The sequence below is a fragment of the Telluria sp. RT2P19 genome (assembly GCF_059685725.1).
Genome location: NZ_JCASIL010000005.1, coordinates 187,551 through 200,879 on the forward strand (window position 1 = coordinate 187,551; position 13,329 = coordinate 200,879).

The following is a 13,329-nucleotide window of genomic DNA, read 5'->3' on the forward strand; positions in this document are numbered from 1 at the left end:
GACAAATCTCATCGGCGCGCAATGCGCACGCTTTCTCGTCAACCGGTTGTTCTCTCATGTCCGCGACACGCTGTCAAGACTGGCGCATCGTCGATGAGCGCGTATCATTGGCCGCTCGACCTTCGATACAACGATCCACGATCCATGCTGCCCTCCATCGAACAACGCCTCGCCCAAGAACTCGCCGCCCGGCCGGCCCAGGTGGCCGCCGCCATCGCCCTGCTCGACGAAGGCGCCACCGTGCCCTTCATCGCCCGCTACCGCAAGGAAGCCACGGGCGGTCTCGACGACATCCAGTTGCGCCTGCTCGAAGAGCGCCTGCGCTACCTGCGCGAACTCGAAGAGCGCCGCGCCGCGATCAATGCCTCGATCACGGAACAGAACAAGATGACGCCGGAGCTGATGCAGGCGATCGCCCTGGCCGAAGATAAAACCCGCCTCGAAGACCTGTACCTGCCGTACAAGCAGAAGCGCCGCACCAAGGCCCAGATCGCGATCGAGGCGGGTCTGGCGCCGCTGGCCGATACCCTGCTGGCCGACCCGACCCTCAACCCGGAAGAAGTCGCAAGCAGCTACCTGCGCGAGGCGTTCACGAACGCCGATGGCGGCGCCAATCCCGGCGTGGCGGACACCAAGGCCGCCCTGGACGGCGCGCGCCAGATCCTGATGGAGCGCTTCGCCGAAGACGCCGAACTGCTGCAATCGCTGCGCGAGTACGTGCAGGACCACGGTGTGGTGGAATCGAAGGTCGTCGCCGGCAAGGAAGACGAGGGCGAGAAGTTCGCCGATTATTTTGATTACAGCGAGCCACTTGCCGCCGTGCCGTCGCACCGCGCGCTGGCCCTGCTGCGGGGCCGCCGCGAGGGCGTGCTGGACGTGAGCTTGCGTCTGGATTCCGAACCCGAAAAGCCGAAGTGGGATGCGCCGCTGAATCCGTGCGAAGGCCGCATCGCGGCGCGCTTCGGCATCAAGGCCCAGGGCCGCCCGGCCGACAAATGGCTGCAGGACACCGCGCGCTGGACCTGGCGCGTCAAGAGCTTCATGCACCTCGATACCGAGTTGATGGGCGCATTGCGCGACAAGGCCGAGCAGGACGCGATCGGCGTCTTCGCGCGCAACCTGAAGGCCCTGCTGCTGGCGGCGCCGGCCGGCCAGCGCGCCACCATGGGCCTCGATCCCGGCCTGCGCACGGGCGTCAAGGTGGCGGTGGTCGACGCCACCGGCAAGGTGGTCGATACCGCCACCGTGTATCCACACCAGCCGCGCAACGACTGGCACGGCGCGCTGCACACGCTGGGCCAGCTGGCGGCCAAGCACCAGGTGTCGCTGATCTCGATCGGCAACGGCACCGGCTCGCGCGAAACCGACAAGCTGGCGCAAGACCTGATCAAGCTTCAGCCCGAGCTCAAGCTGACCAAGATCGTGGTGTCGGAAGCCGGCGCCTCGGTTTATTCGGCGTCAGAATTCGCCTCGCGCGAGCTGCCCGACATGGACGTCTCGCTGCGCGGCGCCGTCTCGATCGCGCGCCGCTTGCAGGATCCGCTGGCCGAACTGGTCAAGATCGATCCGAAATCGATCGGCGTCGGCCAGTACCAGCACGACGTGTCGCAGACCCAGCTTGCGCGCTCGCTCGACGCCGTGGTCGAGGATTGCGTCAATGCGGTGGGGGTGGACGTCAATACCGCTTCGGCGCCGCTGCTGGCGCGCGTCTCGGGCCTGTCGAACACCGTGGCCCAGGGCATCGTAGCCTACCGCGACGCCAACGGCGCTTTTGCCTCGCGCGCGGCGCTGAAAAAAGTGCCGCGTCTGGGCGACAAGACCTTCGAGCAGGCAGCCGGTTTCCTGCGCATCGTGAACGGCGCCAATCCGCTGGACGCATCGGCGGTGCACCCGGAATCGTATCCGGTGGTCGAGAAAATCCTGGCGGACGTCAAGCGCGACATGAAGACCGTGATCGGCGACAGCACTTTGCTCAAAGGCCTATCGCCGTCGAAGTACGCGGACGAGAAATTCGGCGTGCCGACCGTGAGCGACATCCTGAAAGAGCTCGAAAAGCCGGGCCGCGACCCGCGTCCGGAATTCACGACGGCCACCTTCAAGGAGGGTGTGGAAGAGATCTCCGACCTGCGTCCGGACATGATCCTGGAGGGCGTGGTGACGAACGTCGCGGCCTTTGGCGCTTTTGTGGACATCGGCGTCCACCAGGATGGGCTGGTCCACATCTCGGCGCTGTCGAACACCTTCGTGAAGGACCCGCACACGGTGGTCAAGGCCGGCCAGGTAGTCAAGGTCAAGGTGCTGGAAGTGGACCCCAAGCGCAAGCGCATCGCGCTCACCATGCGCTTGACGGACAGCGCGCCGCAGCCTGGTTCGCGACCGGAACAGCGCGGCGACCGTACCGATGCCAAGCGCGTGACCCAGCATCAGCGCCAGGAGCGTTCGGCGCCGCCGTCCAATAACGCGATGGCCGATGCCTTCGCCAAGCTGCGCGGAAAATAAGCAGATGCGGGTTGCCAGCGCCGATCCGGACAGCCACGACGCGCGGCGTTTGATCGCTGCACTGGATACGGCGCTGGCGGCGATCACCGGCGACAACGGGGCCTCGTCGTTCGATCCGCAGGATTGCCGCGGACCTGGCGCGGTCTTCATGATGGCCCATGACCGGCGAGGGGCCGCGGTGGGCTGCGGCGCCCTGCGCCCGCTCGAGGGAGCGGTAGGTGAAATCAAGCGCATGTATGCGCGTCCCGGCAGCGGCGCCGGCGCGCATATCCTGGCGGCGCTGGAACGGCATGCCGCTGCCTGCGGCTACCGCCAGCTATGGCTGTCGACCCGGCGAGTGAACCTGCGCGCGGTCGATTTCTATGAACGGCACGGCTACGTGGAAGTGCCGCCCTACGGACGCTATGCCGGCCGCGCCGTGTCGATCTGCATGGGCAGGCAGCTTATCCGCTGTGTTTCATGAACATGCCGATCAGGTAGACCGACAGGCAGCCGAAGCCGATCAGCAGCATCTTCGCCTGCGCGATCGCCGGCAGGCCGGTCTTCTTGATATGCAGGGCGTCGCGCACCAGCAGCACGGCGTACACCAGGGCCGCCAGGCCGGACAGGAGGTCGCCCGGGCTGGAGCGGGTGATGCCGCCATAGATGTTCAGCAGGCCGGGAATGCCCAGCAGGGCAGCGATCACGAAGTTCATGTTCGGCGATGGTACGCGCGGGCGAGGTGGCTGCATCTTTACTCCGATATCAGGTGGCAAACCCGGGGATCATACCGCAATGCCGGCTGCATACCCAGCCAGCGTCAAAGTCGAGCCCTGGGTCAGGATCTTGACCACGAAGCTGCCGACGAAGGCGCCGAAGCAGATGTAGCCAGCGAGCGTGACGCGCGGCGATTCCAGCAACGCCAGGCGGCCGGCCTTGCGCTGCAGCGCGCACCAGGCCAGGAACAGCGCCATCATCAGCGGGCCGACCGCTAGGAAGATGCCAAGGAGCCGGCCCTGGACAACCGCGTTCCCGAGGTCGTACAGCGCAGGCAGTCCCAGCAGGGCCGCGAACACCCACATGGCGACGGGCGGCAAGGTAGCAAACGTCTTCATCGTCTTTCTTGTTAATCTTGAACTGGTCGATGATACAGTAGACCGCGACGGTCGGCAGCGATGGCGAACTGCGCCCCCGCCTGCGCGGGGCGACGTGGCCGACTGTGTCGGCCACGTCGAATTCTTATAGAATGTCGCCATCTACTTATTCCTTTTCTTCAAAGGCAAAACAAATGAGCGACGTGCAAACCTGGATCAAAGAAACCGTGACCAATACCCCGGTCGTGCTGTTCATGAAGGGCACCGCCCAGTTCCCGCAGTGCGGCTTCTCGGGCCGCGCCATCCAGATCCTGAAAGCCTGCGGCGTTGACAACGTTGCCACCGTCAACGTGCTGGACGACCCGGAAGTGCGCCAGGGCATCAAGGACTTCTCGAACTGGCCAACCGTTCCGCAACTGTACGTAAACGGCGAGTTCATCGGCGGCACCGATATCATGAACGAGATGTACGATTCCGGCGAGCTGCAGACCCTGTTCAAAAAAGACTGACCATATGTCTGATCGCCCGCGCTGCGGTGGCGACCGGCGAATCATTGTCGCCATCACCGGCGCGACCGGCGCGACCTATGGCGTGCAGCTGCTGCGGCGGCTGCACGCCACCCCTGGCGTCGAGACCCACCTGGTCGTTTCAGACGCCGCCTCCCTCACCCTGCACCAGGAGCTCGGCCTGCAGCGACGCGACGTCGAGGCACTGGCCCACGTCGTCCATCGCAACCGCGACATCGGCGCCTCGATCGCCAGCGGCTCGTACCAGGTCGACGGCATGGTGATCGCCCCCTGCTCGATGAAGACGCTGGCGGCGGTAGCCCATGGTTTTTCCGACAACCTCGTGACGCGCGCGGCCGACGTAATCCTCAAGGAACGCCGGCGCCTGGTGTTGATGGTGCGCGAAACGCCGTTCAACCTGGCGCACTTGCGCAATATGACGGCCGTGACCGAGATGGGCGGCATCGTCTTCCCTCCCCTGCCGAGCTTTTATCACCGGCCGGCGACGATCGCCGACATGGTCGAGCACACGGTGGACCGTGTGGTGGATTTATTAGGGATAGAGAATGCCCAGGCCGCCCGCTGGGGCGGCATGAAGGGCGAACAAGACGTGTGAAGCGCGGCGCCGGCGTCCTGCCTGCGCTGTGCTTAACGCTTGTCGTCGTACTGCTTGTCTTCGGACTTCTTCAACTCGCGCGCCTCTTCAAGCATTCGTCGCCGGGCATTGCGCTCTCGCATGACCTCGGCATGACGCGCTGCCGTCATTGGCGGCGCCGTCATCAAATCCTTGAGCTGGGCGGTATTGGCGTAGTTGTTTCGCATGCGTCAGCTGCTCCTGGGTAAACCTGGTGAGGTGCCGGGAATCCCCGCCACCTGGTCAGATTATGAACCAGACAAGGGCGTTTGTGCCGTTCCGCATGCAAAAAGTGAGGTACGGAAACTTCAAGCTTCAAGCTTGCTTGGCGTCGGCCTTTTGATGATTCATGCGCACCAGCATGCGGATGAACTCGCGCGCCAGCTGGCGGTGGTGCTCATCCAGGCGTTGCAGGTCGGCGATCAGCTTGACGTCGGCCGACTCGAAGCGGGCGCCGCCATTGGCGGCGTCGGTGGTGGCGGCCTGCTCGGCGCCGCCGAAGCGCAGCCAGTCGGCCGGCACGCCGAGCCATTGCGCGATCATGCGCAGTTTTTCTTGCGTGGGGATGGCTTCGCCTACCAGCCATTTACGGGCGGCATGGACCGTGATCGGACGGCCTTCGAAGCGGATATTAAATTCTCGGGCAAGGCGGGTGGGGCTGTCGGGCGAGTAGTGCGCGTTCTTCAAAGCCTGCTGCAGACGCTCGCTGAAGCTCTCCCGTTCATTCGTAGAGTTCATGTGATACTGGGTTCGTTGAGACCGGACGGGCGGCCTGCTCTCCTTTAGGAGAGAGGCCAAAGGTCCAAATCATACAACCAAAATGTAACAATGATGTGGTTTTTTAAGAGTTTTTACGCCCAATGCAACTAATACCCAACAGCAATACAGCAAAGTATGATTCTCACGAAATTTTCTATTATTTGAAATGAATAATAATACGCAGCATTACTTAGACGAGATAACCGGAATGCGCGTTCCAAAAAAATTGTATCCGATGGTTACAAATCGAATGTTAGATTTGTTGAAATCGAATCACGCCGTCGTGCGCGTTTACCCGTCGTAATGCACCGTCGTACCAGAGCTTGTGCAAGTGAGCAAGGGCCTCGCCCAACGCAAAGCTGAGCTGGTGGGAATCCAGCGGCCGCCTGAACATGGTCGGCACGATATCCATCGCCGATTGTGGCGTGGCGCAGGCCCCGATCACTTCGGCCAGGCGTGCGGCATGGTGGTCGCGCAACTGGGCGATACGGGTGTGCAAGCCACGGAAAGGCCTGCCATGCGCCGGCAGCACCAGCGCGTCGTCGGGCAGGTCAGCAAATCTGGACAGTGAATCGAGGTAGAGCTGAAGCGGATTGCCCTCCGGCTCGACCGCGAACACCGAGACATTGGTCGAGATGCGCGGCAACACCATATCGCCCGACAGCAGCACGTTCAGCGCCGCGCAGTACAGCGAGGCGTGTTCCGGCGAATGGCCGAAGCCGGTGATCACGCGCCAGGCGTGGCCGCCGATCCCGACCACTTGGCCATCCTGCAGCCGGGTATAGGATTGCGGGACCGACGGCACCAGCGATGGGTAGTAGTTGCGGCGGCCGCGCATCTGGTCCAGCATCGCCGCGTCCGCCAGGCCGTGGCGCTCGAAATGGGGAATCGCCGACGGCCCGTCCACGCCGGGCAGCGCCGCCGCCATCATGCGCATGAAGCCGAACTCGCCGGTGGTGGTCCAGAACGGCGCACCGAAGCGCGCGCACAACCAGCCCGACAGGCCGACGTGGTCGGGGTGGCAGTGGGTAGCGATCACCCGCACCAGCGACCGGCCGTCCAGGCCGCTCGCCAATAGTTGCTCCCAGGCGGCGCGGGTGGCGTCGGTGCCGGCGCCGGTGTCGACCAGGGTCCAGCCCCGCTCCTCCTCGAGTTCGTCTTCCAGCAGCCACACATTGACATGATCCAGCGCAAACGGCAGCGGCATACGTACCCAGCGCAGGCCGGGCAGGACGTCGTGCACGGCGCCGGGAGCGGGGATGGTGTCGCCAAACGGATAATCCAGCTGGGCTTCGAGGGCATTCATGGCAATCTTTCGTTTTACAGGTCCAAGGACCGCGCTACAATGTGGCGAGACAGTTAACGTAAACGGCAATTAAGATTCGTTTTCGATTCTAAGCGATTCCCGCGAACGTTTCCCAATTGCCTTAGAACCCATGCCCAATACCTATACCATCGCCGAACTGGCGCGCGAATTCGACATCACCGCAAGGGCGATCCGTTTTTATGAAGACCAGGGGCTGATCAGTCCCATGCGCGAGGGTGTGGGCGGACGCAACCGCGTCTACACCCCGCGCGACCGCACCCGCTTGAAACTGACCTTGCGCGGCAAGCGGCTCGGCCTGACCTTGTCCGAGATTAAGAGCATCGTCGACATGTACGAATCGCCAAAGGACACCGTGGCCCAGATCAACCGTTTCCTTGGCGTACTGGCTCAGCAGCGTTTGACGCTTGAACAACAGCGCGCCGACATCGACATGGCACTGGAAGAGATCTCGTCCCATGAAGAAGAATGCCGCCACCTGCTGCGCGAGGACGCGACTAGCGGCAAGAACACGGCCGCGGCCTGAACCTAGGCGCGAACCGCGATTCCGCCTTTTTTTTCGGCAGCTGGTTGACGTTTACGTTAACGTAACAGACGAGTATGATATTCCTTCATTGGCTGCCCCATTCTGCCCAACTACCGCTCACCGTGAGGACGACATGCTGCACCTTCCTGGCTTGACCTTTGACCATGGCGAAGATATCGCCGCGCTGCGCGAAGCAGTCCAACAGTTCGCGGCGAGCGAAATCGCGCCGCGCGCCGCCGAGATCGACCACAGCGACCAGTTCCCGATGGACTTGTGGAAGAAGATGGGCGAGCTGGGCTTGCTGGGCATCACCGTCAGCGAGGAATACGGCGGCGCAAACATGGGCTACCTGGCGCATATCGTCGCCATGGAAGAAATCTCGCGCGCGTCGGCCTCGGTCGGCCTGTCGTATGGCGCCCACTCGAACCTGTGCGTCAACCAGATCAAGCGTAACGGTAATGAAGAGCAGAAGCGCAAGTACCTGCCCAAGCTGATCTCGGGCGAGCACGTCGGTGCGCTGGCGATGTCCGAGCCGAACGCCGGCTCCGACGTGGTCAGCATGAAGCTGCGCGCCGACCTCAAGGGTGACCGCTACGTCCTGAACGGCAGCAAGATGTGGATCACCAACGGTCCCGACGCCGACACCCTGGTGGTGTACGCCAAGACCGACCTCGAAGCCGGCCCGCGCGGCATGACCGCCTTCCTGATCGAAAAAGGCTTCAAGGGCTTCTCGGTCGCGCAAAAGCTGGACAAGCTGGGCATGCGCGGCTCGCACACCGGCGAACTGGTGTTCCAGGACTGCGAAGTACCGGTGGAAAACGTGCTGGGCGGCGTCGGCCGCGGCGTCAACGTGTTGATGTCGGGCCTGGACTTCGAGCGCACCGTGCTGTCCGGCGGTCCGCTGGGCATCATGTCGGCCTGCATGGACGTGGTCGTGCCCTATATCCACGACCGCAAGCAATTCGGCCAGGCTATCGGTGAATTCCAACTGATGCAGGGCAAGATCGCCGACATGTATTCGACCATGATGGCTTGCCGCGCCTATGTGTACGCCGTCGGCCAGGCCTGCGATCGCGCAACGATGCCAGAACAGGTACGCGCCCTGCGCAAGGACGCCGCCGGCGCCATCCTGTACAGCGCCGAAAAGGCGACCTGGATGGCGGGCGAAGCGATCCAGACCCTGGGCGGCAACGGCTACATCAATGAATACCCGGTCGGCCGCCTGTGGCGCGACGCCAAGCTGTATGAGATCGGCGCCGGCACCAGCGAGATCCGCCGCATGCTGATCGGCCGCGAGCTGTTCGGCGAAACCATGTAATTTATTCGGAGACCTACACCATGAATGATCCAGTCGTCATCGTCGGCGCAGCGCGCACCCCGATGGGCGCCTTCCAGGGCGATTTCTCTTCCAAGACCGCGAGCGACCTCGGTGCGGTGGCCATCAAGGCCGCCGTCGAGCGCGCCGGCGTCGCCCCCGAGTCGGTCGAGCATGTCTACTTCGGCAACTGCCTGATGGCCGGCCAGGGCCAGGCCCCGGCGCGCCAGGCGCTGATCAAGGCCGGCCTGCCGATGTCGACCGGCGCCGTGACCCTGTCCAAGATGTGCGGCTCGGCGATGCAGAGCGCCATCTTCGCCCACGACCAGCTGGTGGCCGGCAGCGCCGACATCGTGGTCGCCGGCGGCATGGAATCGATGACGGGCGCGCCCTACCTGATCCCGAAGGCACGCGGCGGCTACCGCATCGGCCACGCGCCGATGTTCGACCACATGATGCTCGACGGCCTGGAGGACGCCTACTCGCGCAACGAAAAGACCGGCGAAGGCCGCTCGATGGGCACCTTCGCCGAAGAGTGCGTGGCCACTTATCAGTTCACCCGCGAGGAACAGGATGCGTTCGCGATCGCTTCGGTCAAGCGCGCGCAGGCCGCCAGCATTGACGGCGGCTTCGACTGGGAGATCGCACCGGTCACCGTCACCAGCCGCGCCGGCGACACCGTGATCGACAAGGACGAAGGCCCGCTCAAGGCCAAGGTCGACAAGATCCCGTCGCTCAAGCCGGCCTTCAAAAAGGACGGCACCGTCACCGCCGCTTCGTCGTCGTCGATCAACGACGGCGCCGCAGCCTTGGTGATGATGCGCGAATCGAAGGCCAGGGAGCTGGGCCTTACGCCCATCGCGCGCGTGCTGGGCCATGCAACATTCGCCCAGGAGCCGAACCTGTTCACCACCGCCCCGATCGGCGCGATGCAAAAGCTGTTCAAGAAAACCGGCTGGACGGCCGGCGACGTCGACCTGTTCGAGATCAACGAAGCCTTCGCCGCGGTGCCGATGGCCGCCATGCGCGACCTCGACATCCCGCACAGCAAGGTCAATATCCATGGCGGCGCCTGCGCCCTGGGTCATCCGATCGGCGCCTCGGGCGCGCGCATCATCGTCACCCTGCTCGGCGCGCTCAAGCGCACCGGCGGCAAGCGCGGCGTGGCCTCGCTGTGCATCGGCGGCGGCGAAGCGACGGCCATGGCGGTCGAGCTGGTGTAATCCCGTTCGACCAGCGCGCCTCGGTGATGAACGAACCGTGATGAACAAACCATGCGAACATTGACGACTCACGTCCCTCAACCGTTCACAAGGAGTTCATCATGCCTACCGTGTTGATCATCGGCGCCTCGCGCGGCATCGGGCACGAAATGGTCCGCCAATACCGCGCGGACGGCTGGCGCGTCATCGCCACCGCGCGCAAGCAGGAAGACTGCGACGCGCTGGTCCACATGGGCGCGGTAGCGCACCAGCTGGACGTCACGAGCGCCGAATCGATCGCTGCGCTGGGCTGGCGCCTGGACGATGAAAAGATCGACAGCGCCTGGCTGGTGGCGGGCGTCTACGGCCCGGACCACGGCAGCTTCCCGACCGGCCCCGAATTCGACGCCGTCATGCACACCAACGTGCTGGCCGCGATGCGCCTGATCCCCATCATCGGTCCGCTGCTGGCCGACACCCGCGGCAAGCTGGCCGTGCTGTCCTCGCGCATGGGCTCGATCGGCGAACGGTCCGATACCCAGGGCACGCTATACCGCGCCAGCAAGGCCGCGCTCAACTCGGTGCTGAAGGACGCCTCCATCACCTACGGCGCACAGGGCCTGACCTGCATCGCCTTCCATCCGGGCTGGGTCCAGACCGATATGGGCGGCTCCGGCGCCAGCCTGACGCCCGAGCATAGCGTGCGCGATATGCGCGCCACGCTGGCCAGGGTGGATGCCAGCGCCAACGGCAGCTTCCTGAACCACGACGGCGCGCCCATCGCCTGGTAGGCCGTCACCAACACCTAAAAATACACGAGACACCATGATCCTGAGCGAAGAACACCAGATGATCCGCGACGCCCTGCGCAGCTTTGCGCAGGAGCGCCTGGCCCCCAACGCCGCGCGCTGGGACCGCGAGCACCATTTTCCGAAGGAAGAGCTGAAGGAGCTGGCGGCCCTCGGCGCCTTCGGCGTGGCGGTGCCCGAGCAGTATGGCGGCGCGGGCCTGGACTATGTGTCGCTGGCGCTGGTGCTCGAGGAGATCGCGGCCGGCGACGGCGGCACCTCGACCATCATCTCGGTCAACAACTGCCCCGTGTGCAGCATCGCCATGATGTACGCCAACGAGGAGCAGAAACAGCGCTGGCTGCGACCGCTGGCGCAGGGCGAGCTGCTGGGCGCCTTCGCCCTGACCGAACCGCATACCGGCAGCGATGCGGCGGCGCTGCGCACCACGGCAGTACGTGACAAAGGCGGCGATGGCGACCATTACGTCATCAACGGCACCAAGCAGTTCATCACCAGCGGCAAGCATGGCGACGTGGCCATCGTCATGGCCGTCACCGACAAGGCCGCCGGCAAGAAAGGCATCAGCGCGTTCTGGGTGCCGGTCGATACGCCCGGCTACATCGTGGCCGGCATCGAACACAAGATGGGCCAGCACTCGTCGGACACGGCGCAGATCGTGTTCGACAACTGCCGCATCCCGGCGGAGAACCTGATCGGCGAGGAAGGCATGGGCTACAAGATCGCCTTGTCGGGGCTGGAGGGCGGCCGCATCGGCATCGCCTCGCAATCGGTCGGCATGGCGCGCGCGGCCTATGAGGCGGCGCTCGCCTATGCGAAGGAACGCGAGAGCTTCGGCAAACCGATCTTCGAGCACCAGGCGGTGCAGTTCCGGCTGGCCGAGATGGCGATGAAGATCGAGGCCGCGCGCCAGCTGATCCTGCACGCCGCCGCGATGAAGGACGCTGGCCTGCCTTGCCTGAAAGAGGCGGCGATGGCCAAGCTGTTCGCCTCCGAGATGGCCGAGAACGTGGTGTCGAGCGCGATGCAGGTGTTCGGCGGCTACGGCTACGTGGCCGACTTCCCGGTCGAGCGCATCTATCGCGACGTGCGCGTGTGCCAGATCTACGAAGGCACCAGCGACATTCAAAAAATCCTGATCGCGCGCGCGCTGTGAGCCTGCCGCTGCTGCGGATCGTGCCGCTGGCGCCCGAGCGGCTGGCGCAGCTGTTCCAGTATCTCGACGACCAGCTGCAAGAAAACGGCCGCGACGGCATGCCGCTGTTCCAGCCGTTGTCGCGCAAAAAGTCGCGCGTGCCGCCCGAGAAGGCGGCGGCCTTCGCGGCCAGCTTGTCGGTGCCGTTCGGCCAGCCGGGCTGGCGTCGTATGTGGATCGCGCTCGATACGCTGGGCGCGATCGCCGGCCACGTCGACCTGCGCGCGCAGCCCGATCCGGCTTCCAGTCACCGGGCACTGCTGGGCATGGGTGTGCACCGCGACTACCGGCGCCTTGGACTGGGCCGGCAACTGGTCGAGACGGCGCTGGCCTGGGCTGCCGCCACGCCGCCGCTCGAATGGGTCGACCTCGACGTGCTGTCGGCGAACCGCGCCGCGCGCCGCCTGTACCAGCACGCCGGCTTCGTCGTCACCGGCGAAGTGCCCGACCTGTACCGCATCGATGGCGAATCGCACGGTTCGGTCATGATGAGCCGGCGGGTCAGGACACCGCCGCCTCCAGCAGGGTGATCGTCTGCGCATGGGTATCGATCCGCGCCTGGATGCCCATCGGCAGCGTGAACTGGTTGCGGATATGACCAATCGAATAGCCCGACACCGCTGGAATGGTCAGCGGGTGCAGGTGCAGGCCGAGGGTGCGCGCCAGGCTCAGCGAGATGTCTTCGTGCTCCGGCCCGCAGTTCTCGCAGATGCCGACCACCAGCGCCGCCGCGTTCCTGAAGCCGCCCGCCAGGTCGAGCTGGGTCATCCAGCGGTCGATCCGGTACGGGGCTTCGTTCACCTCTTCCAGGAACAGGATGCTGTCCTTGATGTCGGCCGCGTACGGCGTGCCGGCCAGCGCCGCCACCAGCGACAGGTTGCCGCCCATGAGCGGGCCGGTGGCCACGCCGTGGGTAAAGGTGTGGACGCCGAAATGCGGTTCGCTCGCGGCACGCTGCGCATTCTCGGATGACATCGGGATCGTGTAATTCGCCTGCGGGTCGGTCAGCACCGCCATCATGTGTCCGGTCGAATACGGCGTCATCGTCGACGACGCCACCGGGCCGTGGAAGGTCACCAGGCCGGTCTGTTTGTAGATGGCGAGGTGCAGCGCCGTGATATCCGAATAGCCGATCAAGACCTTCGGATTGCGGCGTATGAGCGCGTAATCCAGGCCGGCGAGCAGCGAGATGCAGCCCGAGCCGCCGCGGATCGGCCAGATCGCCTTGACTTCGGGGTCGGCGAACATCGCATGCAGGTCGGCCAGGCGCTGCTCGCGTGATCCGGCATAGTTGCCGAATACCTCGCGCAGATAGGTGCCGGTCTTGACCCGGAAGCCCAATGCTTCGATATTGCGCACCGCCTTCTCGATGGCGCGGTCGGTGGTATAGCCGCCGGGCGCGATCAGGCCGACGACGTCGCCGCGCTTGAGGCGGGGCGGTTTGATGAGCTTTTTCATGGGACGTGGAGAAGGCGTACGCGCTGCGG

16 protein-coding genes are annotated in these 13,329 nt (G+C 64.6%); 10 read left to right on the plus strand and 6 right to left on the minus strand.

Going from position 1 to position 13,329, the window contains the following annotated elements; translation table 11 throughout:
- Positions 1 to 144: 144 nt before the first annotated feature.
- Entirely contained in the window at positions 145 to 2,499 is a 2,355-nt protein-coding gene (locus AC56KW_RS08970) for a Tex family protein (RefSeq protein WP_497170383.1), read from the plus strand.
- Between the two features lie 4 nt (positions 2,500 to 2,503).
- Positions 2,504 to 2,962: a GNAT family N-acetyltransferase gene (locus tag AC56KW_RS08975; RefSeq protein ID WP_497170384.1), complete on the plus strand. Its 459-nt coding sequence runs from the start codon at positions 2,504 to 2,506 to the stop codon at positions 2,960 to 2,962.
- Here the strand turns inward: AC56KW_RS08975 and AC56KW_RS08980 are convergent.
- Both AC56KW_RS08980 and AC56KW_RS08985 read right to left on the minus strand, forming a co-directional pair.
- A complete protein-coding gene (locus AC56KW_RS08980) occupies positions 2,943 to 3,230 on the minus strand; it encodes a hypothetical protein (protein ID WP_497170385.1) in 288 nt (95 codons plus the stop codon). The genes AC56KW_RS08975 and AC56KW_RS08980 overlap by 20 nt on opposite strands.
- A 33-nt stretch (positions 3,231 to 3,263) precedes the next feature.
- The gene (locus AC56KW_RS08985) at positions 3,264 to 3,593 is read right to left on the minus strand and encodes a hypothetical protein (RefSeq protein ID WP_497170386.1); all 330 of its coding nucleotides are present in this window, start codon (positions 3,591 to 3,593) and stop codon (positions 3,264 to 3,266) included.
- Between the two features lie 173 nt (positions 3,594 to 3,766).
- On the opposite strand from AC56KW_RS08985, the gene grxD reads away from it, so the two are divergent.
- Positions 3,767 to 4,081, plus strand: a complete 315-nt coding sequence (gene grxD, locus AC56KW_RS08990; RefSeq protein WP_497170387.1) for a Grx4 family monothiol glutaredoxin — start codon at positions 3,767 to 3,769, stop codon at positions 4,079 to 4,081.
- A 4-nt stretch (positions 4,082 to 4,085) separates the two neighbouring features.
- A complete protein-coding gene (locus AC56KW_RS08995) occupies positions 4,086 to 4,694 on the plus strand; it encodes a UbiX family flavin prenyltransferase (RefSeq protein ID WP_497170388.1) in 609 nt (202 codons plus the stop codon).
- Between the two features lie 32 nt (positions 4,695 to 4,726).
- Here the strand turns inward: AC56KW_RS08995 and AC56KW_RS09000 are convergent, their stop codons facing one another.
- The 3 genes from AC56KW_RS09000 to AC56KW_RS09010 form a co-directional block, all read right to left on the minus strand.
- On the minus strand, positions 4,727 to 4,900 hold the full coding sequence (locus AC56KW_RS09000; protein ID WP_170976722.1) for a hypothetical protein: 174 nt from the start codon (positions 4,898 to 4,900) through the stop codon (positions 4,727 to 4,729).
- Positions 4,901 to 5,027: 127 nt separating this feature from the next.
- Positions 5,028 to 5,450: a hypothetical protein gene (locus tag AC56KW_RS09005; RefSeq protein WP_497170389.1), complete on the minus strand. Its 423-nt coding sequence runs from the start codon at positions 5,448 to 5,450 to the stop codon at positions 5,028 to 5,030.
- A 274-nt stretch (positions 5,451 to 5,724) separates the two neighbouring features.
- Complete coding sequence (locus AC56KW_RS09010; protein ID WP_497170390.1) at positions 5,725 to 6,777, minus strand: MBL fold metallo-hydrolase; 1,053 nt, start codon at positions 6,775 to 6,777, stop codon at positions 5,725 to 5,727.
- Positions 6,778 to 6,907: 130 nt separating this feature from the next.
- Between AC56KW_RS09010 and AC56KW_RS09015 the strand changes: the two genes are divergently transcribed.
- The 6 genes from AC56KW_RS09015 to AC56KW_RS09040 all read left to right on the plus strand — a co-directional run bounded on the left by AC56KW_RS09015 (position 6,908) and on the right by AC56KW_RS09040 (position 12,372).
- Entirely contained in the window at positions 6,908 to 7,321 is a 414-nt protein-coding gene (locus AC56KW_RS09015; protein WP_497170391.1) for a MerR family transcriptional regulator, read from the plus strand.
- Positions 7,322 to 7,454: 133 nt separating this feature from the next.
- Entirely contained in the window at positions 7,455 to 8,639 is a 1,185-nt protein-coding gene (locus AC56KW_RS09020; RefSeq protein WP_497170392.1) for an isovaleryl-CoA dehydrogenase, read from the plus strand.
- Between the two features lie 20 nt (positions 8,640 to 8,659).
- Positions 8,660 to 9,859, plus strand: coding sequence for an acetyl-CoA C-acyltransferase (locus tag AC56KW_RS09025; RefSeq protein WP_497170393.1), 1,200 nt, complete (start codon positions 8,660 to 8,662; stop codon positions 9,857 to 9,859).
- 101 nt (positions 9,860 to 9,960) lie between these two features.
- Positions 9,961 to 10,629, plus strand: coding sequence for an SDR family oxidoreductase (locus AC56KW_RS09030; RefSeq protein WP_497170394.1), 669 nt, complete (start codon positions 9,961 to 9,963; stop codon positions 10,627 to 10,629).
- Between the two features lie 34 nt (positions 10,630 to 10,663).
- Complete coding sequence (locus AC56KW_RS09035) at positions 10,664 to 11,803, plus strand: acyl-CoA dehydrogenase family protein (protein WP_497170395.1); 1,140 nt, start codon at positions 10,664 to 10,666, stop codon at positions 11,801 to 11,803.
- Positions 11,800 to 12,372, plus strand: coding sequence for a GNAT family N-acetyltransferase (locus AC56KW_RS09040; protein WP_497170396.1), 573 nt, complete (start codon positions 11,800 to 11,802; stop codon positions 12,370 to 12,372). The genes AC56KW_RS09035 and AC56KW_RS09040 overlap by 4 nt, the downstream gene beginning before the upstream one ends.
- Here the strand turns inward: AC56KW_RS09040 and AC56KW_RS09045 are convergent.
- Positions 12,344 to 13,300: a S66 peptidase family protein gene (locus AC56KW_RS09045; protein WP_497170397.1), complete on the minus strand. Its 957-nt coding sequence runs from the start codon at positions 13,298 to 13,300 to the stop codon at positions 12,344 to 12,346. The two genes, AC56KW_RS09040 and AC56KW_RS09045, sit on opposite strands and share 29 nt — an antisense overlap.
- Between the last annotated feature and the right edge of the window lie 29 nt (positions 13,301 to 13,329).